This window comes from Enterocloster aldenensis, from assembly GCF_003434055.1.
Taxonomy (GTDB): domain Bacteria; phylum Bacillota; class Clostridia; order Lachnospirales; family Lachnospiraceae; genus Enterocloster; species Enterocloster aldenensis.
Genome location: NZ_QVEX01000007.1, coordinates 92,552 through 114,824 on the forward strand (window position 1 = coordinate 92,552; position 22,273 = coordinate 114,824).

At 50.5% G+C, this 22,273-nt stretch carries 18 protein-coding genes; 15 read left to right on the forward strand and 3 right to left on the reverse strand.

Annotated elements, in window-relative coordinates:
* Positions 1-37 precede the first annotated feature (37 nt).
* The 11 genes from DWX59_RS15625 to DWX59_RS15675 all read left to right on the forward strand — a co-directional run bounded on the left by DWX59_RS15625 (position 38) and on the right by DWX59_RS15675 (position 12,666).
* Positions 38-847, forward strand: a complete 810-nt coding sequence (locus DWX59_RS15625) for a response regulator transcription factor (RefSeq protein WP_117560147.1) — start codon at positions 38-40, stop codon at positions 845-847.
* On the forward strand, positions 825-1,952 hold the full coding sequence (locus DWX59_RS15630; RefSeq protein WP_117560148.1) for a glucuronyl esterase domain-containing protein: 1,128 nt from the start codon (positions 825-827) through the stop codon (positions 1,950-1,952). Before DWX59_RS15625 ends, DWX59_RS15630 begins: the two co-directional genes overlap by 23 nt.
* Positions 1,953-2,260: 308 nt before the next feature.
* On the forward strand, positions 2,261-3,925 hold the full coding sequence (locus DWX59_RS15635; protein ID WP_117560149.1) for a ribulokinase: 1,665 nt from the start codon (positions 2,261-2,263) through the stop codon (positions 3,923-3,925).
* Between the two features lie 156 nt (positions 3,926-4,081).
* Complete coding sequence (locus DWX59_RS15640; protein WP_166460239.1) at positions 4,082-5,203, forward strand: ROK family protein; 1,122 nt, start codon at positions 4,082-4,084, stop codon at positions 5,201-5,203.
* 59 nt (positions 5,204-5,262) lie between these two features.
* Complete coding sequence (locus DWX59_RS15645; RefSeq protein WP_166460240.1) at positions 5,263-6,666, forward strand: ABC transporter substrate-binding protein; 1,404 nt, start codon at positions 5,263-5,265, stop codon at positions 6,664-6,666.
* 47 nt (positions 6,667-6,713) lie between these two features.
* Complete coding sequence (locus DWX59_RS15650; protein ID WP_117560152.1) at positions 6,714-7,598, forward strand: carbohydrate ABC transporter permease; 885 nt, start codon at positions 6,714-6,716, stop codon at positions 7,596-7,598.
* A 10-nt stretch (positions 7,599-7,608) separates the two neighbouring features.
* Positions 7,609-8,442: a carbohydrate ABC transporter permease gene (locus DWX59_RS15655; protein WP_117560153.1), complete on the forward strand. Its 834-nt coding sequence runs from the start codon at positions 7,609-7,611 to the stop codon at positions 8,440-8,442.
* An 8-nt stretch (positions 8,443-8,450) separates the two neighbouring features.
* Positions 8,451-9,944 (forward strand): glycoside hydrolase family 32 protein, encoded by a 1,494-nt coding sequence (locus tag DWX59_RS15660; RefSeq protein WP_117560154.1) that lies wholly within the window; start codon positions 8,451-8,453, stop codon positions 9,942-9,944.
* A gap of 80 nt (positions 9,945-10,024) precedes the next feature.
* On the forward strand, positions 10,025-10,861 hold the full coding sequence (locus DWX59_RS15665) for a transketolase (protein WP_117560155.1): 837 nt from the start codon (positions 10,025-10,027) through the stop codon (positions 10,859-10,861).
* On the forward strand, positions 10,849-11,787 hold the full coding sequence (locus DWX59_RS15670; RefSeq protein ID WP_117560156.1) for a transketolase family protein: 939 nt from the start codon (positions 10,849-10,851) through the stop codon (positions 11,785-11,787). Before DWX59_RS15665 ends, DWX59_RS15670 begins: the two co-directional genes overlap by 13 nt.
* Positions 11,788-11,871: 84 nt before the next feature.
* On the forward strand, positions 11,872-12,666 hold the full coding sequence (locus tag DWX59_RS15675) for a hypothetical protein (protein WP_117560157.1): 795 nt from the start codon (positions 11,872-11,874) through the stop codon (positions 12,664-12,666).
* A gap of 257 nt (positions 12,667-12,923) precedes the next feature.
* Here the strand turns inward: DWX59_RS15675 and DWX59_RS29355 are convergent, their stop codons facing one another.
* Both DWX59_RS29355 and otnK read right to left on the reverse strand, forming a co-directional pair.
* Positions 12,924-13,523: a class II aldolase/adducin family protein gene (locus DWX59_RS29355; protein WP_235845074.1), complete on the reverse strand. Its 600-nt coding sequence runs from the start codon at positions 13,521-13,523 to the stop codon at positions 12,924-12,926.
* A gap of 15 nt (positions 13,524-13,538) precedes the next feature.
* On the reverse strand, positions 13,539-14,855 hold the full coding sequence (gene otnK, locus DWX59_RS15680) for a 3-oxo-tetronate kinase (RefSeq protein ID WP_235845075.1): 1,317 nt from the start codon (positions 14,853-14,855) through the stop codon (positions 13,539-13,541).
* 229 nt (positions 14,856-15,084) lie between these two features.
* Here otnK and DWX59_RS15685 point away from each other — a divergent pair, with 229 nt between their 5' ends.
* The 4 genes from DWX59_RS15685 to DWX59_RS15700 all read left to right on the forward strand — a co-directional run bounded on the left by DWX59_RS15685 (position 15,085) and on the right by DWX59_RS15700 (position 21,214).
* The gene (locus DWX59_RS15685; protein ID WP_117560158.1) at positions 15,085-17,007 is read left to right on the forward strand and encodes a sigma 54-interacting transcriptional regulator; all 1,923 of its coding nucleotides are present in this window, start codon (positions 15,085-15,087) and stop codon (positions 17,005-17,007) included.
* 359 nt (positions 17,008-17,366) lie between these two features.
* On the forward strand, positions 17,367-18,692 hold the full coding sequence (locus tag DWX59_RS15690) for a GntP family permease (RefSeq protein WP_117560159.1): 1,326 nt from the start codon (positions 17,367-17,369) through the stop codon (positions 18,690-18,692).
* A 76-nt stretch (positions 18,693-18,768) separates the two neighbouring features.
* Positions 18,769-19,758: a zinc-dependent alcohol dehydrogenase gene (locus DWX59_RS15695; RefSeq protein WP_117560160.1), complete on the forward strand. Its 990-nt coding sequence runs from the start codon at positions 18,769-18,771 to the stop codon at positions 19,756-19,758.
* Between the two features lie 88 nt (positions 19,759-19,846).
* Positions 19,847-21,214: a homoserine dehydrogenase gene (locus tag DWX59_RS15700; protein WP_117560161.1), complete on the forward strand. Its 1,368-nt coding sequence runs from the start codon at positions 19,847-19,849 to the stop codon at positions 21,212-21,214.
* 114 nt (positions 21,215-21,328) lie between these two features.
* Here DWX59_RS15700 and DWX59_RS15705 read toward each other — a convergent pair whose 3' ends face one another.
* On the reverse strand, positions 21,329-22,207 hold the full coding sequence (locus DWX59_RS15705; RefSeq protein ID WP_117560162.1) for a LysR family transcriptional regulator: 879 nt from the start codon (positions 22,205-22,207) through the stop codon (positions 21,329-21,331).
* Between the last annotated feature and the right edge of the window lie 66 nt (positions 22,208-22,273).

Consider the following 22,273-nt stretch of genomic DNA (forward strand, 5'->3'; position numbering starts at 1 on the left):
GCAGCACATCCTGAGGCAGGAAAGGGAGGGATGAAGAATGTATTCAGTGGTAATCATAGACGACAATAAGATAGCAGTGGAGGCAATTTCCAAATCCACGGACTGGGAAAAATGCGGCTGCCGCGTGGCCGGTACCGCATACGACGGGATTGCCGGACTGGAGCTGATCCACGATGCGGCGCCGGATATTGTGATAATTGATATACAGATGCCTGGCTTTAACGGGCTGGATGTGATAAAGAAAATAAAGGGCGCCAGGAAGGATGTCCAGTTCATCATCATTTCCGGTTACAGCCAGTTTGAATATGCCCAGCAGGCCATACGTTACGGGGTATGCGATTACCTTTTAAAGCCCATTATGACGGAAGAGATGGAACAGGCGCTTATACATGTGGCAGACACCCTGCGCAAAAAAGAGGCGGAGTCCATGCCCGCCCGGATGGACAGCCTGGAGGCCCGGCTTTACGCAATCCGCTCCGGCCTGCCGGGTTACTCATCCATGGTATCCCGGGCAATCAGCTATGTGGACCGGAATATCCACCGCAATATCTCGCTTAGTGATGTGTGCGACGAGCTGCTGGTTTCCATGTCACACTTCAGTAAATGTTTCAAAAAGGAGACAGGAGCAGGTTTTTCCTCCTATGTCACCATGTTGAAAATGGAAAATGCCCGTATCCTGTTAAGGAACCCCAAGAACAGGGTCAATGAAGTGGCCCGCATGCTTGGGTACAGTGATTACGCGTATTTTTTCCAGGTTTTTAAAAAGCAGTTTGGCTACGCGCCCAGCGATATAAAATTCAATGTAAAAAAGGAGGCCAGGAACAATGATTCAGATGCCGGAGAATAAAAGGAATGTGCCGCCGGTCCTCACCTGTCTGGACGGTACGGATGTGAGTGACAGCAGGATATGGTATGAAAAACGCAGGCCGGAAATCCTGGAACTGTTCCGGAGTCAGGAGTATGGACGTCTGCCTGACATGAAGGATGTGGAAATAAAAATCCGGGTGGCGGATTCCAGGCAGGGAATGGAGATTATGGAGGGCCGGGCCCTGCGCCGGACAGTGGAAGTGGAGGCCATCCGGGGAGGAAAACATTTCAGTTTTAACTTTGTCGTGTTCATCCCGGTGGGACAAAGCCGGCCGGTACCGGCATTCATAACAATCTGCAACCGGGGAATCAGGGACAGCGATCCTGCCAGGCATTTCCTCAGCCCGTTCTATCCGGCTGAGACAATCATATCCAGAGGATATGCCTGCGCGGCCTTCCGTACCCAGGAGGTTGCACCGGATTACGACGAGGGATTTAGCACCTGTTTCCACAAGCTGTTCCCGGAATACAGGGAGGACCGGCCTGGCGATGCCTGGGGAGCCATAACCGTGTGGGCCTGGGCTGCCAGCCGGATTATGGATTATTTTGAAACAGACCCTTTGATTGATGAGAAGAGGGTGGCCGTGGTGGGGCACTCCAGGGGCGGGAAGACAGCCCTGTGGTGTACGGCGGTGGACCAGCGTTTTGCCATGGCTGTGAGCAGCTGCGCAGGAAACAGCGGGGACGCCATTGCACGGGGGTCCAGGGGAGAGCGGATAAAGGACATTGTTAACCGGTTCCCCTATTGGTTCTGTCCTAATTATCAGAAATATAAGGACAATGAGGAAGCGCTTCCTTTTGACCAGCACATGCTGCTGGCCCTCATTGCCCCCAGGCTGGTATATACCACCTCCAAAACATTTGACAGCTGGGCGGATCCGGAAGGCCAGTTTGAATCCTGTGTACAGGCAGATCCGGTCTACCGGCTTCTTGGCGTGACAGGGATGGCCTGGCGGGAAAAGCCCATGCCGGAGCATCCGCTGCATGAAGGCAGGATTGGGCACCACCATAAGACCGGGAACCATGATATGGATGAGTATGACTGGAATTGTTTCATGGATTTTGCGGACCGGCATATGAAGTGAGGAAGGCTGGCAGCAGGGATTGGTTTAAATGCAACCGAATCCCTGCTGCCGGTTTTTTTATAGGCTTATTTTTTCTTTCTTAACCCTCTTAACAAAATAAGGATGGATTTTGTGATGGATTCGTATGATTTAACGAAGGAAGATATTGGTAAGAACAAAAAAAGGTGAAAATTTATAAAAAATATGTAGAAATTTTGAAAAAATATTGACTTTGCACAAAGAGTGTGGTAAATAATAGATATGAGTTACTTAAGGGGATTAAGTTAGTCCGAAAAGCTTCTGAATATAAGGTAAAGGGGGATGGTAATTTGGACTTGGTAATAGGGGTGGATTTCGGAAGTGACTCTGCCAGGGCAGTTGTGATTGATGCAAAGGATGGACATAAGGAAGGGGAGGGTATCTGTGAATATCCCAGGTGGATGGAAGGAAGGTACTGTGATTCCTCCAGAGGAATGTTCAGACAGCATCCAAAGGATTATATAGAGGCATTGGAACAAAGTGTGAGGGAAGCGCTGGAAGATGCGGGACCGGATGCAGGGAAAAAAATAAGGGCCTTGTCCGTTGATACGACAGGTTCTACCCCATGTCCGGTTGACGGGAACGGGATACCTCTGGCATTACTTCCGGAATTTTCAGATAATCCCAATGCGATGTTTTATCTTTGGAAGGACCACACTGCAATTGCAGAAGCAGCAGAAATCAATGAAGCGCTTAGTAACTTTGAAGGGGAGGATTATACTAGGTTTCAGGGAACATACTCTTCAGAGTGGTATTGGGCAAAAATCCTGCATGGAGTGAGGACGGATGCAAAAGTAAGGAAAAGGGCTTATTCCTGGGTGGAACACTGTGACTGGATTCCCGGGATGTTGACCGGTCAGATGGAACCGGACACCATGTACAGGTGCAGCTGCGCAGCAGGACATAAGGCATTGTGGCACAGTGATTTTGACGGGCTTCCGTCAGCAAAGTGCCTGGGAAATGTGGATCCCTATCTAGGGACCGTGATTAAGCGGTATGTTTCAGAGCCAAGGACCTCGGTACACCCGGTGGGAAAAATAACAAAGGAGTGGGCCGGACGGTTAGGACTGAATGAGGATGTGGTCATTGGCGGAAGTTCCCTGGATGCCCATGCCGGAGCAGTTGGCGCCGGAATCAAGCCGGGCATCCTGGTCAAGGTAGTGGGGACCTCTACTGTGGACATGCTGGTAAACACAAGGGAAGACCTGCGGGGCAGTGACCTAAAGGACTGCTGCGGGCAGGCTGAGGATTCCATTATCCCTGGGTATATAGGGATGGAGGCAGGACAGGCGGCTTTTGGCGATATTTACTCATGGTATCGCAGGCTTTTGATGTGGCCGGTAAAGGAACTGGCGTGCCAGATGGGGATGGCAGGTAAGGAAAAGGAACAATACATAGCCATGATGCAGAAGGAACTGATTAATAAGCTTTGCCAGGATGCCATGGAATTGGATGATGACGAAGACCTGATTGTACTGGATTGGTTTAATGGCAGGCGCTACCCCATGATTAATGAGTCGGTCAAGGGCGCGGTCAGCGGGCTGACCTTGGGGACAAGTGCAGTGTCATTGTTCCGGGCCATTGTCCTATCAACTGTATTTGGTTCCAGACGTATTTTTGATTCATTCATCACCCGGGGCATTAAGATTAACGAGGTGATAACGGTGGGCGGCATAGCCAAGCGTTCCCCGCTGGTGATGCAGATGATGGCTGATGTGTTGAAAAGGCCCATTAAAGTGGCAAGGTCCGAACAGGCCTGTGCCCAGGGCGCTGCCATGTACGCGGCTGCCGCAGCAGGCATTTATACAGATTTACTGGAAGCCCAGGAGCATATGGTGGAAGGTTTTGAAAGAATTTACACACCTGATGTGAAAATGTTTGGGAAATATGATATTCTATATAAAAAATATCTATCATTAGGACGTCATATTGAACAGATGCAGGGAGATATGTAATCCTTTTGAGGAAAGAGAAGGATACATATGCAAAAGGGTGACAACAGTTTAATCAATTTTACCAATAAAGTAAATGTACTCAATCTGTTATGGAAAGAACCATCAATCTATCGCGCTGAAATTGCAAGATGTACCAGTCTCTCCATACCTACTGTCATGAAAATCATAGATGATTTGTCTGCCAGGGGTCTGGTAAAGGAAGTTGGCAAAGGGGTCTCAAGCGGAGGAAAACCGCCTGTGATGCTGGAGTTCAGTAAATCGGCATATTACATTATCGGGGTTGACATCAATGAGTCCTGGACCGAAGTTGTTCTTGTGAATCTTTTACTGGAAATAGAAGAAAAAAGGATTCAGGATATACGGGTAACAGATACAGTTGACTCGGTCACCCAGCGGGTCATAAAGGAAATAAATACAATCCTGGAACATAATAGTGACAAGGAAGGAAGGATTCTTGGCATTGGAATGGGCATACCGGGTCTGATTGATCCTAAACAGGGATATATATCCTATTCGCCGGAACTTAACTGGCGTGATGTGAGGATGAAGGAAATATTCCGGAAACATTTTGATGGCGGGATTGTCATTGAAGAGCGTACCCGTGCCATGGCATCTGCCGAGATGCGGATTGGCAGGGCACAGAATGTGAAGAATTTCCTGTATGTCAATATCAGTTCAGGTATCGGTTCTGCCATTGTAATGAATGGGAACCTGTATTATGGAAATAACAAATCCTCAGGAAGGCTGGGCCATATGGTAGTGGAAAAGGACGGTTTTTCCTGTAATTGCGGAAATCATGGATGTCTGGAACTTTATGCTTCCGGCAATGCCATAGCAAGGAATGCAAAGCAAATGATACAGAGGGACCATAATTCATTGATTTATGACCTGGTTTTTGGGGATGTGGAAAAAATAGATGTATATACTGTATTTGAAGCGGCCAGGAATAATGACAGACAGGCGCTTAAGGTGTTAAAGGATGCAGCGGAATATCTTGGAATGGCTGTTTCCAGCGTCATTAACCTGATGGATCCCCAGCTGATTATATTTGAAGGTAAGGTCTGCAGGACCGGGGATGTATTCATGAGCCTGTTTGAGCAGGCGCTGAATGAACGCTATGCCGGATATATTGACAATGAGTTTGAAATCGTTATTGGCAAAGGAAGCAGCAATATGGCTTCCATTGGAGCAGCTACTTTTATATTGGAGCGGTTCCTTGCCACAGGGGGAGATTTCGGCAGGGTCCTGGAGCCGGTGGAGAATGGTATGGGAGAGTAAGCGCCTTAAGGGAGATTGTTTTTATAGCAAAAACAATGGAATGTATTAAGGAGGTATTTATGAGAAAGAAATTAGTTGCAGCAGTATTAAGTATCTGTATGTGCCAGTCCCTTCTGGCAGGGTGTGGCCAGAAGGCAGAGGAAAAGACAACCGGGGCGCCGGACAGCACGGTTCAGACAACCGGACAGGAATCACCGGCAGCAGAGGTTAAGGAAGGAGGGGACATTACCCTTAAATTTGCCACATGGGAAGCCAGCGACCTGGAACGTCAGGCCATCCAGCGCGCGATTGACGGATTTGAGGATTCTCATCCCAATGTATCCGTGGAATATACGGTAAATTCCTTTAGTGAGCATCATGCCAAGCTTAATACACAGATTAATGCCGGTGATGCCCCGGATGTATTCTGGGTGAATCCGGAATATATGAGGGACTTTGTGGACCGTGACCAGCTGATGGACCTGACGGACCTTATGGATAAGAAGGGTGTGGATGTATCGGATTATCTGCCCTCATCCCTTGAGAAAATGCAGTATGTGGGAGAGGATGGGGATACGCATATTTATGGCGTTGACTGCTGTATTGTAGGACCGGTCATTTTCTATAATAAGGATTTGTTTGACGAAGCAGGAGTGGAATACATTCCTACCAAGAAGGAAGATCAATGGACCTGGGATGAGTTTGTGGAAAACATGAAGAAACTTACTAAGGTGGAAGATGGCAAGACCGTACAGTACGGCACCAGCAATTTTGAGGAAAAATTCTCCCTATACACAACGCTGGAACTGTTAGGGTCCAATGGCGCTAAATGGTTTAATGATGATTATACACAGGCAGTAGGGATTGATTCGGAAGCAACCAGGGACACCCTGACTAAAATTAAGGAACTCAGGACCGTGTACGGTGTTGCCCCCAACCCAACGGCGGTTGGTGTTGACACAAGCCATTCACCGACCCAGATGTTCATGACAGGACAGGTTGCCTCCATTTTTGTAGGCTCTTATGCGCTCCAGGAACTGTCGCAATCAGGAATCAATCTTGGTGCAGGACTTCCTCCCAAGATGGCAGAAGGAACAAAACCAATCGGCTCAGCTAACCTTGACTGTATCTGGAAGGATACAAAGCATCCGGAAGAGGCATTTGAACTGGTGCAGTACCTGACAAGTGTTGATGTATGCTCAGATGTTTATAAGACAGGGCTTTGGATGCCTAACCGGGTTTCACTTTACAAGGAAGAGAACCAGGATAAATGGTATAACCCTGAAGTATATCCGCAAGGGTGGCTGGATATGACATGGCTGTGGACAGAGGCGTCCCTGAGGCCATTTGACCATCTGCGCAATACGGACGAGATTTATGATACATGTACCGTTTATATGGAGGATTATTTCTATAATGACGGCGATTTGGACTCCATACTTCCGGAGTGGCAGGAAGAGGTAAATGCACTTCTGGAAGAATAGAAAGTTTGATTTCAAGTTGACTTACAGGACAGGACGTGGAGGGTACAATGGGTAAGGGACGAAAGAAAGTTGTGTACAATGATGCCTTCTGGGCAGGCATATTCCTGCTGCCCAGCCTGATTGGGCTGGTGATATTCACAATCTATCCGCTGTTTAAATCATTATATCTGAGTTTTACGGATTGGGATTTTGTGCATAAGGCTAACTTCATAGGTGCTGGAAACTATGTTAAGATGGTTTCGGATACAAAGTTTTTAAGGGTTCTGCAGAATACCCTTGCCTATACAGCAGTTACGGTTCCTGTCCTGATTATAGTTCCGCTGGTACTGGCGGTTGCACTTAATCAGAAGATAAAAGGAATCCGGTTTTTCAGGGCAGCCTACTTTGTTCCGGTCATTGCCTCCACGGTATCGGTTTCATTAATCTGGCAGTGGATGTTCAATGCGGACTTTGGGATGGTTAACTACATTCTGGGGTTGCTGGGGATTCCCGGCCCTAACTGGCTGACGGATAAGTCGTATGCACTTCCGGCGGTCATGTTTACAAGCATTTGGAAAAATGTGGGATATAATATGATGCTGTTCCTGGCAGGGCTGCAGAATATACCGGGGGATTATTATGAGGTGGCGGAATTGGAGAAGATAACCATCTTACAGAAGTTCAGGTACATAACCGTACCGCTGTTAAAACCCACTACATTGTTTGTAACGATTATTACAATCATTAACTCCTTTCAGGTATTTGACCAGGTTGTCATCATGACAGGAGGCGGACCAGCCAGACATTCATCCGTCCTTGTACATTACATCTACCAAAATGCATTCAAATTTTATAACATGGGGTATGCCTGTGCCCTTGGATGGGTACTGGCTGCCATTATATTCATACTCACATTAATCATGTTCGTGGTTAATGGGCGAAGTGACGGTTAGGGGGTGCGGTATGAAAAAGAAAACAAAAGAACGGCTTGTAAAGACCTTTTCAATGGTTATCCTGTTGGCTGGTTCAGCACTGATGCTTCTTCCGTTTTTCTGGATGGTATCCACTTCCTTTAAGGATTTAAGCGATGTATTCGTGTATCCTCCCAAGTTTTTTGGCTCATTCATAAAATGGTCCAATTATGTGGAGGTACTGCAGCGGTTTGATTTCCTTCCCATGTTTTCCAATACCCTTCTGGTGACCATTGGGGTATTGGTGACTGAACTGATTACAAGTACCATGGCGGGATATGCATTTGCCTGCCTGAAGTTCAGGGGAAAGAACATATTGTTTTTGTTTTATCTGATTTCCATGATGATTCCATTCCATGTCATGCTGGTTCCTACTTTTGAACTGCTGAAGAATATGAATCTGCTGAACTCCCTGTGGTCGCTAATCTGGCCGGTCCTTACACTTCCTTTTGGCGTATTCCTGATGAGACAGTTTTTTGGGGACCTTCCCATTGAACTGGCAGAATCTGCCAAGATTGATGGGTGTACACCCTGGGGAATTTTCACTAAGATATATCTTCCCCTTTCAAAACCATCCGTTGCAACACTATCTATTTTTATATTTATTGCTACATGGAATGACTTTTTAAAGCCTTTGATTTATTTAAGTGACAGTAAGAAGAATACGCTGACATTGGGAATCTACCTGATGCAGGGGACCTACTCAACAAATTGGCCGGTCCTGATGGCAACCTGTACGTTGAGCCTGCTCCCGGCACTGATACTTTTCCTGTGCATGCAGGACCTGTTTGTGGAAGGAATTGCAATGTCTGGTATTAAAGGTTAGGAGGATGTATGATGCTCGAGACACGGGAACAATTAGAAGAACTGTTAAAAAACGGGGTCAGTGATATTGAAGCTGCAGCGGAAATTGCTGACAAAGATCCAATGAGGCCAAGGTATCATTTCCATTCCCCGTCCCAATGGATGGATGACCCGAACGGTATTATTTATCATAAAGGGTACTACCATATGATGTACAGCTTGAATCCCAATACATCAAAGCATCGCGCAGGGATGGTATACAAGACTGCCCACCGGGTGTGGGACCCTGGGCATGAGGACTGGACCGGCGGAATCACGGTTTGGGGGCATGCGCGCAGCAAGGATATGGTGCACTGGGAGCATCTGCCCATAGCCCTTTACCCTGTCCTTGAAAAGGGAGAGCATTTTATCTGGTTTGGGACAACCGCGTTAAATGAGAATGGAACCCCAATTGCTGTCTATACCAGTGTCGGTCTTGACAAGCGGCCGGAGGACACGGCGGACCAGTGGCTGTGGTTTGGGGACGATGACTTGATAAAATGGAAACCGGCTGAGGATAATCCTATATTGGATTATGATCTGCATGGGGATGAACGGCTTACAGAGTGGAGGGACCCCTTTGTCGTGAAGCATGATGGGAAAGGCTATCTGATTCTGGGAGCCAGACGCGTTGGGAAAGAAAAGAATGATGCAGTCATTGCCTTATATGAAGCACAGAATCCTGAATATACGAAATGGTCCTATAAAGGTGTCATTTTCAGTTTGGAAAACCGGGAGGTCCCTAGCTGTGAGTGTCCTAATCTTGTGAAGATACAGGATAAATGGGTCATACTGGTATCCCCTCATGGCGCAGTTGAATATTATGTGGGGAATATGGATTTTGAACATGCACAGTTTACTGTGGAATCCAGTGGAATGGTTGATTTTAGCACAAATTTCTATGCAACAAATGTACTTGAGGATGACAGGGAACGCAAAATCATGTGGGGGGCAGTAGAGGGCTTTTGCAATACAAAAGGATGGAATGGGTGCGTATCCCTTCCGAGGCAGCTTTCTGTTTCCCGGGACGGTCATCTGTGGCAGGGTCCGGTAAAAGAACTTGAATCCCTTAGGAATGATCATACTGCATTTTCCGGTGTGGTGACGGGAGATAAGAGCCAAAAGCTTTTCGATATCAGGGAAGGCACCGCAGAAATTAAGCTTTGGGTCAGGCCAGGCAGCGCCGTCAGACTCATCCTGCCTCCGGGACCGGCAGGGGAAATCAGGATAGGAAGTGATTTTGTAAGCGCCGGTACTAAAAAGGCTCCTTTGAAGAAAAAGGATGAACATGAACTGACCATATTCCTGGACAGGACGGTTATAGAGATGTTCCTCGATGACGGCACATGCCTGACATCCGTGCTGCCTCAGGCCATTACAAAGGGAACTGTGGAAGTCGTAGCCGAAGGCGGGCCGGCAGAAGTTAAGGCAGATGCATATAATCTGCATTGTGCGGATTTATTTTCAATGGAGTTATTCCGCTAGTGGATGATTGCAGAATATAATGGCAGGCGGCTGGATGAAAGGGATTGATTCATTCAGCCGCTTATTTTTTGGAGGGAAAAATGAAGGATACGGAACTTAGGAAGAAAGCAGTAAAAGTGCGCCAAGGTGCGCTTGAAGCAATCTATGGGGCTGGTTCAGGACATCCGGGGGGTTCGCTTTCAGCTGCTGATTTATTTACATATCTTTATTTTGAGGAAATGAATGTGTCGCCGACATTGGCCGACAGTGCGGACAGGGACCGATTCGTGCTGTCAAAAGGACATACGGCGCCTGGTCTGTATTCCGTTCTGGCGGAAGTGGGATATATTCCCAGGAAGGACCTAAGGACACTCCGGCACATTGGGTCTTATCTGCAGGGACATCCGGATATGAAGCATACCCCGGGAATTGATATGTCTACAGGCTCCCTTGGACAGGGGATATCTGCAGCAGTGGGAATGGCTCTTGCAGCTAAAATGCAGAAAAGGGATTACCGCACCTATGTGCTGGTGGGGGATGGTGAGATTCAGGAGGGACAGGTATGGGAAGCAGCCATGTTTGCCGCTTTCAGAAAACTGGATAATATGGTCGTGATTGTGGATAATAACGGACTACAGATTGATGGAAGGATTGAAGATGTCTGCAACCCTTATCCGATTGCGGATAAATTCCAGTCCTTTGGGTTTCATGCCATATGCGTGGACGGCCATGATTTTTCAGCACTTAGAAGTGCTTTTTTGGAGGCAAGGCAGATAAAGGGAAAGCCCAGTGCCGTTATCATGAAGACCATAAAAGGAAAAGGCATTTCTTTTATGGAACATCAGGCAGGATGGCATGGGAAAGCGCCCAATGAAGCGGAATACCGGATGGCAATGAAGGAATTGGAGGAATTGGAGGCAGGATTATGCAGGGAGTAAAAATGACCGCTACAAGGGAGAGCTACGGTAATACCCTGGTCGAACTGGGAAAGGAAGATAACAGGATTGTGGTCCTGGATGCAGACCTGGCAGGGGCTACCAGGACGGCTTACTTTAAAAAGGCGTATCCTGATCGGCACATTGACTGTGGCATTGCAGAAGCTAATATGGTTGGAATTGCAGCAGGACTTGCCACAGCCGGTATGATACCTTTTATCAGCAGTTTTGCTATGTTTGCAGCAGGAAGGGCATATGAACAGATACGTAATTCTGTTGGATATCCTCATCTAAATGTAAAAATAGGGGCAACCCATGCAGGGATATCGGTGGGAGAGGACGGCGCTACCCATCAATGTAATGAAGACGTGGCATTAATGCGCACGGTTCCAGGCATGGTGATAATCAATCCGGCCGATGACGTGGAGGCAAGGGCGGCAGTCCGTGCCGCTGCTATGTATGACGGACCGGTATATCTGCGGTTTGGCAGGCTTCCTGTGCCGGTCATCCATTCTGACCCGGATTATAAGTTTGAGATTGGAAAAGGAATCCAGCTGTCAGAGGGGGAGGACGTCACCCTGGTCGCTACCGGCCTGATGGTTGCAAAGGCACTGGAGGCAGTAAAGTACCTGGAGGCAGACGGGATTCATGCGGGTGTAATCGATATCCATACCATTAAGCCGCTGGATAGTGAAATCATTCTCAAGGCGGCCGGAAAAACAGGAAAGATTGTGGTTTTGGAAGAGCATTCTGTGATTGGGGGCTTGGGAAGCGCTGTATCAGAGCTGCTGTCGGAACTGTTTCCGATACCTGTGAAGCGTATCGGGATAAATGATGTGTATGGACGGTCCGGCCCGGCAGAAGAACTGCTGCATTATTACGGACTAGATACAGAAGGAATTTACCGCCAGGTGAAAGGATTCCTATAATACCGTAAAGTTTCCTCCCTGATGGTACGATAATATAAGTAACAGAAAAAGAAATTTACTATCGGCCAAGAGGGAGGATACAGGATGAGGATTCAATTTAGTGCGGGACAGCCCCGCAATACGGTCATCAATGCTGCAAGGGTCAATGCATCTTTTGCAAAAAGGGGGGCTGCCGGCAGCCGGGAAAGCCAGGGGAACAGGGCCAGGAAGGACCGTCTGACGCTTTCGCCCCAGGGGAAGCTGATGAGCATGATAGACAACCTGACAAAGCAGAAACAGTCCATCATGGACCGGAAAAACAGCCTGATTGAGGACACGCTTAAAAACGGCGGCAAGGTGGAGGATATTAAGGACCAGCTGAAAAACTACGGCAGGCAGCTGGCTGATATTGATAAGCAGATTGCAGGACTCTATGCCCAGCAGGCCAAAGAGGCCGCTGGCCAGGACGATAAGAAAAAGTCAGGCAGGTCCCATACCGCCAGGACGGAAGAACAGGCTGAGACAGAATATCTGAGCAACCTGGCCAATCTGTCTGAGGGCATTAAACATGCGCAGACGGTTTCTTCGGTGAAAGACCGTGTGGAAGGAGAGATTCATGTCAGGGAAGCCGAGCTTGGCATGGGGGAACTTCATGTGGATGTGCTGTCAAGCAAAGGGGAGGGCGTTACGGTCAAGGACATGATTGATAATGAAATGGGCGCCCTGGAACGAAAGGAAAGGGAACTTGCCGGCTTAAGGGACCAGGCGGACCAGCTGGCCGAAAGCCAGGGTAAGGAACTGAAGGACTCTGTGGAAGAACTGAAGGAGAGCAAGGAGAGCGCCGGCCATGCAGACGAGGAGGAACAGGCCAAGGGGGCGCTGCCGGAAGGACAGGAATAGGGACACCCATAAAGGGGCTGATGCAAAAAGACTGGCGGGCCGGAGGAAAAAACCGGAGGATGCCTGTCTTTTTGCGCCAGTCCTTATTTACTGTAATATCCAATCCCCATCATGGATTGCAGTCTCTGTGCAGAGAAGACTGCAGTCTTTGTCCCGGGAAGACCGCAGTCCCTGTCCCGGGAAGACTACAGTCCCTGTCCCAGGAAGGCCGCAGTCCCTGTCCCAGGAAGGCCGCAGTCCCTGTCCCGGGAACTGTCTCAGCCCTGTCCAAGCCCGGCCCGGTACAGTTCCCAGGCAATCCGCGCGCTTTCCTCCAGCTCTTCCAGACAATAGAAAGCGTCCATGACGGATCTGCCCGGTACCACCGGCCCGTGGTTTTTGAGCAGGTATCCGTTGCTGTCACCGACCCGTTCCCTGAATGCTGAGAAAAGGGCTTCGGAGCCAGGCTTTTCATAGGGAATCAGGCCCACGGTCCCCAGCTTCATTTTCAGATAAGGTGTGTGGTCCGGTATGCAGTCAGACACTGACCGGGCAGGGACAAAACTCCAGAGTACGGAGTAGGTGCTGTGGGTGTGGATGACCGCCCCTATATCTGCGGATTTTCCATAGAGCGCCAGGTGAAGGGGCCACTCCTTGCTGGGCTTTTGGTCCCATACAGGTGTGCCGTCCATCCTGACTGCAGCGAAATCTTCCCTGCACATGGTGCCGAAACAGGAACCGCTGGCGCTGATATAAACCAGGTCATTGTGCCTGAAACTCATATTTGCGGAAGAACCAGCGGTCTTTCCGCGTTCAAACAGGCTGTGGGCAGCCCATACGGCTGCTTCCAGTTTTTCTATTAATAGTAAGTCTTCCATGTTTCCTCCTTTTGGTTATTGACCCGCCCTATGGGACGGGGTGTTTGGTTTTGCTGTCATTGCCAGGGCGCGTCCAAAGAAATCCTCCTGCCCAAAGTTACCGCTCTTAAGGATCAGGCGGATATCCGGTCTTTCCGCCGGTACCATGATCGGTACCCCGGGAGCCACGCTTCCGCCCATCCAGTAGGAGGAAAAGCCCAGGCCTTTGGTAACTGCCCCGGAGGTCTCTCCACCTGCGGATATGATCCTGGTATATCCGGCCTTTACTGCGCGGACAGCCAGCCCGGCGGCAGCGCCTTCCAGTGCGGCAGCCACCTTTTCCGCCCCCAGCTTCTGGTATTCCCTTACTTTTTCCGGGGTGTCGGAACTGTATACAAGGACGGCGGCGGTTCCGCCTGCGTGCTCCTCCACAAACCTCCATGCGTCATCAAGGGTCTGCCTGCCCTCCAGCATTTCCTTTGGGTTCAGCTGGTAGCAGGGGCCGCCCTGGCCCTGGTACCATGCAATCTGTAAAAGGGTGGCCTTGGAACAGCTGCCTGCCAGGAGCAGGGCCATTCCAGCAGTGGCGTTATCCGGAATCCTTCCCTGGAAGGAAAGCTTTTCTGTCCATTGTCTGGCCAAGGGCTCCAAAAGGCCGCTGCCCCCTGTAAGAAGGGGGAGATGACCGAACATGGATGCGATTCTTTCCCCGTCCTCCTGGCTCCTGTAATCCGGGATGATATAAAATGGTCCCCCGGACAATCTGTCCCCGGTTTTGCCGGAGTCAACCCCTGCTGCGAAATCATCCAGTTCCCGCGCCCCCATGCAGCGGCAGGAATAACGGCTTTGTGGTTCCATCAGCTTATCAATCCGGCTGTCCCACATGGGGGTGAGCGGATGGTTCTTCATGTGGCTGTGGTGGAGGGGAATGCCGTCCACCATAAGCCGCCCGTCCTCCACTGTCCGGCCATTGACCGGAAGGGCGGGACAAAGGATGGTGTAATGTGCCTTCATAAAATCCATCAGGGCGTCTGCCACTGGCCCGATATTGCCTGTGGGGGTGGAATCAAAGGTGGAGCAATATTTAAAATAAATCTGTTTCACTCCCTGGCTGATCAGGAACCGTGCCGCCGCAAGGCTGTCGGCCACGGCCCGGGCCGTTTCCTGGGTCCTGGATTTCAGTGCGATTACCACGGCCTGGGCCTCTTCCTCCTGTCTGCCTGTTTCATTGTCCTGTGCCTGTATATCCGGAATGCCGTTATAAAGCCGTACACTCATCCCTCCCTTTACCAGGAACGAAGCCGCATCGCTGGCTCCGGTAAAATCATCGGCAATGCATCCTAAAACCGCCATCTGTAGTCCTCCTTCTGACCTGTCTTTCTGAAATATGATACGGTACTTCCCTGTTATTATATAGCAAATTCCATGCCAGGCACAGCGGATTGGAAAAATACGTGTCTTTGTCTTGTCGGAGCTGGAATCCGATGGTTTTTTGGTTGACTTTAAATCCTGGGTTGTTATATAATCAGGCAAATGCAACATCGATGCAACACTTTTGATAAACCCATGGTGGAGGTAATATATGATTCGTCTTCTGTTTATTGTCCCGTATCCTGAATTAAGAGAAAAGGTAGAGCATGTCATATCCCATCACCCGGAGAAAAAGCGGCTTAACGCAGACATCCGGGTAATGACGGTGGAGGATACGCCCGACTTCCCGGCAGATGAGTATGATGCCATCATAGCCAGGGGATATACGGCCCAGAAGACAGTGGCCAAATACAAGCAGGTCCCCACCATCGGACTGTCCATATCCGGGTATGACATGGTAAGGGCCATCTCTGAGTGCTGCGAGATGTACCATCCAAAAAAGGTAGCTGTCCTTGGTTTCGGCGGTCAGATGTATGAAGTGAAGAACATATGCCGTTTTTTTAAAATCGATGTGGAGGTCCATGCGCCGGTCCGCCATGAGGAACTGCCGGCAAAGCTTGACCAGGCCATTGCCGCTGGCTGTGATGCGCTGATTGGGGGATATTCCGCCAATATCGTGGCGCGCCAGAAGGATTTCCCGGCCGTGGTGATACGGACCGGCGAGGACACGGTGCTCCAGGCAGTGGATGAGGCAATCCATACCGTGGACCAGATACGCCACCAGAGGATTATTTCCCAGATGTATAAAACCATCATTTATTCCTCCAAGGACGGCCTGCTCTATGTGGATGCAGCCGGGGTCATCCAGGTCCGCAACCGGGTCATCCGGCAGATGAACGGGGATATCAGCCTGATGGACCGCCCGTTAAAGCAGGCCCTTCCCTACCTGTATAAAATGTTCCGTTGTGTGATTACCAGCGGGCAGGAGGAGAGCGGCAGGATCCTTACCATTCCCGGGACCAGGGTCACGGTGTCTGTCAGCTGCACCCCAGTCATTGCCAACAAAGAAATTTCAGGGGTGGTGTTCTTCCTGTCCGACATCACAATGATCCAGAACCTGGAAAGCCAGATACGCCGCAAGCTCAGCGAGCGGGGATTCCAGGCAAAATATACGTTTCAGGATATCATCCACCAGAGCCGGGTCATTGACCAGACCATAGAGACGGCCAGGCGGTATGCTGCATCGGATTCCAATGTGATCATTGTGGGGGAAACAGGGACCGGCAAGGAACTGTTTGCCCAGAGCATACATAACAGCAGCAGCCGGAAAAATGGGCCGTTTGTGGCCATTAACTGTGCCGCCCTTCCGGAAAACCTTCTGGAGAGCGAATTGTTCGGTTATGTGGAAGGCGCCTTTACCGGAACCAGCAAAGGCGGGAAGATGGGGCTTTTTGAGCAGGCCCATGGCGGGACCCTGTTTCTGGATGAGGTGGGCGAGATATCCACTTCCATCCAGAGCAAGCTCCTGCGTGTGCTTCAGGAGCGCCAGGTGCGCAGGATTGGCGACAATAAGGTGATTGACGTGAATGTGCGCATTATTTCCGCAACCAATAAGAGTATATCAAAGCTCTCTGACCAGGGAATGTTCCGCCGGGACCTGGTGTACCGTCTGGATGTGCTGCGTCTGTTCCTGCCGCCTTTAAGGGAGCGGGAAAATGATGTGGAGCTCCTGTTCCTCCATCTTCTGCAGGCCCAGTGCCGGGAGACCAGGACGCCTTTGCCGCGGTTGGAGCCGGGCGCCCTTTCCCTTCTTCATCAATATCCATTCATTGGTAATATCCGGGAGCTGAAGAATATGGTAGAGCGGGCCGGTGTGCTGAAAACCGGGGACATCATTACGAAGAAAAACCTTCAGGATGCCCTTTATCCTCCGGATCTGGATATGGCTGCGGAGTCAGGTGCAGCCTTCATGGCGGCTGCCGGGGAAGGGACGCCGGACAGGGGGCCTGTAAGCGAACCGGAAAAGCTGCGGCAGGCCCTGGAACAGTGCAATGGCAACCGCACCAGGGCGGCCAGGCTTCTTGGCATGGACCGGTCAACCTTATGGAGGAAAATGCAGAAATACCAGATGTAACTGTATAGGACAGCTTTTAAACAGCCGCGGTACATGGTCTCAAAGAGGGTCTCAAAGAGGGCGGATAGGGCTAAAGTGGGAAAAGTGATGTATGGTGTTGCAATATTTTGATAAATGTTGCATTCACTGCATCACTTTTCCCATTCTGCCTCTTCGGGCCATTGGGTTTGCACAAACAGGGAATTCTTTTTTTCCTAATTTTATATAATGTTTATAATTCCGTAGAAAAAGTTGGCATGAAGTTTGCTCTATAAACTGGCATCAAAACTTACCGACCGGTTTCGGTCAATCAGTTATGTCAGGATTATCTGATTAAAAGAAATCCGACGGTAAAATACAAATTTGGGAGGGTTGGTTTTATGTCAACATCATATGTACTTATTGTTTTTGCACTTGTAATCCTGTTAATGATTTTCCTCATCTCCAAATGCAAGGTCAATGCGGCAATGGGAATTCTGATTGCTGCCCTGATACTGGCAATTGCACTGGGAACCCCATGGGCTGAGATTGAGGGAACCATAAACAGCGGCTTCTCCGGAACCATCAAAAGCGTGGCAATCGTCATCTTCCTTGGATGCACCATGGGCACTGTCCTGGAGAAAACAGGCGCGGCTGTGCGTATTACTAAATGGGCCATTAAGCTGGTTGGCGAGAAGAACATGATCTGGGCCATTGCCCTCAGTTCCTTTATCCTGGGCATACCGATTTTTGCTGATACCGTGGTCATCCTGTTAATCCCCATCGTATCACTGTTGGCAGTGCAGACCAAGAAGTCCATGATGAGCTACGGCGCGGCCCTTTATCTGGGCGCCCTGGTAACCGCTTCCCTGGTACCTCCCACACCCGGTCCTGTATCTGCTGCCGCCCTGTTAAACGTACCTCTGGGCCAGGCCATCCTGTGGGGGCTCATTGTCGCAATCCCAAGCGTCATCGGCGCCACCATCTATTGCATGACGTTAAAGACACCAGTGCTTCCAAAGGAGGAATTCTTAAAGGCGGCAGAGGAGACTGAACACATGGAACTTCCGTCCCTGTCAAAGTCCCTGCTTCCCATCCTGTTCCCCCTGTTCTTAATCCTGGCTAACACCGTTGCATCTGTCATGGTGCCGGAGACGCCGGTGGCAAACTTCTTTGCTTTCATCGGCAGCCCGCTGGCAGCCCTGTTTACAGGATGTATCCTTTCCCTGCTTCTCACAGGCAAGGAATGGAAGAGCAAAAAAGTATTAAACGACTGGGTAAATGAAGGAATCGTTGCAGCTGCAATGCCAATTGTTGTTACCGGTATGGGCGGCGCCCTGGCAACCTTTGTAAAGAACGCAGGCGTTGCTGAGAAGATTGCGGACATCATCGTGCAGTCCTCCTTCCCGGCCATCCTGATTCCCATCATCATCGCGGCCATCATCCATGTGGTAACCGGCTCCAATGCCCTTGGGGTCATGACGGCGGCAGCGCTGGTAGAGCCAATGCTGGCAACCCTGGGCATTTCCCCAATCGCAGCCTTCCTGGCCTGTGGAACAGGCGCCCTGATGTTCAAGCATGCCAATTCCTCCGGATTCTGGGTAACCGTGTCCATGTCCAATATGGACGTGAACCAGGGTATCCGCGCGGTTGGCGGCGCGTCCACGGTGGCTGGGTTCATCGGCGCCATTTTTACCTGCATCCTGTTTGCACTGCATGTGATTTAACCCTTCACCGGTATTGGCGCAGGGATGTACCAGGCGTGATGCCGGATAGTACAGAAACAAGAAAGGAAACTGATAAATGGAAAAATTTGTAACACGGGCAGCGCGCCTGAACAAAGCATATGACATCGAGTTAATTGAACGTGAATTGGAATGCGGGGAGGATGACATCATTGTCAGGAATCATATGATGGGAATCTGCGGATCGGACAAAAGCTTTTACAGGGGGTCCATGCCGCCCCAGACAGCGGAGTTCCGCCAGCCGCCTGAATTCCCATTCCTCCTTGGGCATGAGAGCGGGGGAACGGTTGTTGCGGTGGGAGACCGTGTCAGCGACTATAAAGTGGGCGACAAGGTAATGGCATTCGGCTGGAACAATAACTTTGCCGATTACTTCAAATCCAAGGCATTTCAGCTCCAGCCGGTTCCGGACGGCCTGGATATGGATATAGCCGCCCTGGGCGAGCCCACGGCCTGCGCCATGTATTCCGGACTCAATACCGGCGTGCAGCTGGGGGATACGGTGGTCATCATGGGCGGTGGTTATGCCGGACAGATCATTGCCCAGTGCTCCAAATTAAAGGGCGCCTATCAGGTAATCGTGGTGGATGTGCTGGAGGGCAAGCTGGACCTGGCGAAATCCCTGGGAGCAGACGTGGTGGTCAACTCCAGAGAAGAGGACCCGGTTGCAAAGGTAAAGGCGCTGACCGGAGGACGCGGTGCGGACGTGGTGGTGGAGGCTGCCGGAACAGCGGAATCCTTTAACGCGGCCAGCGCAATGATACGCCACAACGGTAAATTTGTGTTCTACAGCTGGGTAACCACGCCGGTGACCCTGAATATCAGCCGCTGGCATGATGACGGCCTGGAATTTGTAAATACCTGCCTGGTACACCACACATGGCAGCAGCGCTATGTCTGGGTTCCCGACACCCTGCGCCCAATCATCCAGGGAACGGTCAGGATCAAGCCGTTAATAACCAATGAGTTTAAGCTGGCTGACATAAAGGCCGGTTTTGACCTGGCGGACAAGGACGATGCCGCAATCAAGATTGTATTCCGGCCATGAACCCGCGGCAGGACAATCAGATGAACCAGACAGATCAATCCAACAGATCAATCAAGCATATGAATCAATGAAGGGGAGTATTAAACATATGGATTATACGAATTTAATAAATGACAACAGCGGAAAAATATCAAAAGTGGGAATCATCGGCGCGACCCGCGGTTACGGCTATACCCTGCTTGCCCAGATTCCCAAGGTAAAGCACATGCAGCTGCGGGTCATCAGCTCCAGGCACACGGACGAGTGCCTGGATGTGCTGAAGGAAATCGGATACGATGAAAAACACATTGTGGTCTGCCAGGATAAGGAGCAGATTGACCGCGCGCCGGAGGACGCGGTCCTGATTGTCAGCGATTACCGGCTGGTGGTGGAATGCGGGGTTACGGCCCTTGTGGAGTGCACCGGCAATACGGCCGTAAGTTCTGACGCAGCCCTTTTGGCCCTTGGCAGGGGAATTAACGTCTACATGGTTTCCAAGGAAACGGACAGTGTGTGCGGCCCGCTGTTGAACCAGGTGGCGGCTGAGAACGGGGCGGTATATTCCCTGGTGAACGGAGACCAGCCAAGGAACCTGTTAGACCTCTATTCATGGGCAAGGCTTCTGGGCCTTGATGTGGTGTGTGCGGGAAAGGCCAGCGAGTACGACTTTGTCTGGGACAGGGAGACAGGGGAATTTACCCTGACAGACGGCAGCCAGACAACCCAGCCCTTGCCTGAAATGATGGACCATTGGTATTACAAAGGCGTAAAGACGCTGGAGGCGCGCCGTAAGATGCTGGAAAAATATACCGGCGTCATATCCGCCGACCTGTGCGAGATGAACCTTGTTTCCAACATAACCGGATTCGTGCCTTCCTCGCCGTTCTTAAGCTATCCCATTGCCAAGACCAGCGAACTTGCGGACATTTTTATTCCGGAGGAAGACGGCGGTATCTTAAAGAAAACAGGCGTGGTGGACGTGTTCTACAATCTGCGCGGAACAGATGAGGCTTCTTTCTGCGGCGGTGAATTCATCATTGTCAGGTGTGAAAATGAAAAGATGTGGGATATCCTAAAGGGCAAAGGCCATGTGATGAGCAAAAACGGCAAGTACTGCTGCATCTATTACCCATACCACTATATGGGCCTTGAAACCCCGGTATCCATCCTGTTAGGGGACTTAATGGGAATCGGCACACACCCGGAATGCCGTCAGGTATCGGTCCTGGCCGGTGTGGCGGAGAGGGATCTGTCAAAAGGCACTGAGCTTAAGGTGCAGGGCCACCATCATTCCATAGACGGACTGATTCCTGAGCTTCTTGAGAGCAGGTCTGTCGGGCACCTGGCGCCGTTCTATCTGCTAAACGGCACAACCCTGCTTCGGGATGTGAAAAAGGGAGACCCTGTCACGCTGGAAGACGTGGAACTGACCCATCTGGAAACATATAAGCTGTACGCCAAGGGATTGGAAATCTGATCGGCACGGCATCGGATATGATAAAATAAAACAACATAACCTAAGGGCGCCCCTAAATGCAGACAGGACCATTGCTGCGCGGAGGCGCCCTGTCTTTGTACAGGCGCCTGCTATTCACGCCATACCGGCAAAGGCCGTGTTCCAGAACAGCTCCATTGCCCTGGTGACCGGGCGTTCCTTATGCCTGGCAAGGACCACGGGGAGGGGGATTTTTGGCGTCAGCGGAATGACTGCAATGTGTTCCGGTTTGAATATGCGCACGCTGTTCCCTGCCAGCAGGCTGATCCCCTCGCCGATGAGCACTGCGCTCAGTATGGACTCAACACGTGCGGTGCGCAGGATCCTGGGGGAAAAACCGGCCTCACGGCACCGGATTACACACAGGTTATAGATGGAGGTGTAAGGATTCATGAATATAAAATCCTCATCCTTCAGTTCCTCCAGGCAAAGACTGCTTCTAAAAGCCAGGGGGTGGCTGGAATCCAGCACGGCAGCCAGCTGGTCGCCGGCAATGAGCTGTGTCTGGCAGTTGGCCCCGTAAAACATAGCCTCCCGGCCGATTACCAGGTCATAAATCCCCTTTTCAAACCCCTCCATCAGTTCCGGCTCCTCCACCTCATGAAGGGACAGGCGTATGCCGGGATGGGCTGCCTGGAAGTCCCGGAATCCGGGCGTGAGCTGGTATTGGGTTAGGATGGGCAGCGTGCCCACGGACAGTGTCAGCTGTGACTCTGTCCGGAACCGGTCCAGCCGGTTCCTGGCCTGGGAGTACTGTTTCAGCAGAATAAGGGCGTCCTGGTAAAAAATGTTCCCGGCCTCTGTCAGTCCGGCCTTGCGCCTGCTTCTGTCCCAAAGCATGACCCCCAGCTCCTGTTCCAGTTTCATGATTTGTTTGGAAAGGGAGGACTGGGAGATATAAAGGGAATGGGCTGCATCTAAAAAGGTCTTTTCCTCCACGGATGCAATAAAGCATTGTAATTGTTCAAATGTCATGGCCTGCCTCCAATAATTCCATTATGGAAACAATTATACCACAACTTGAATTGATTCCATAGGTGA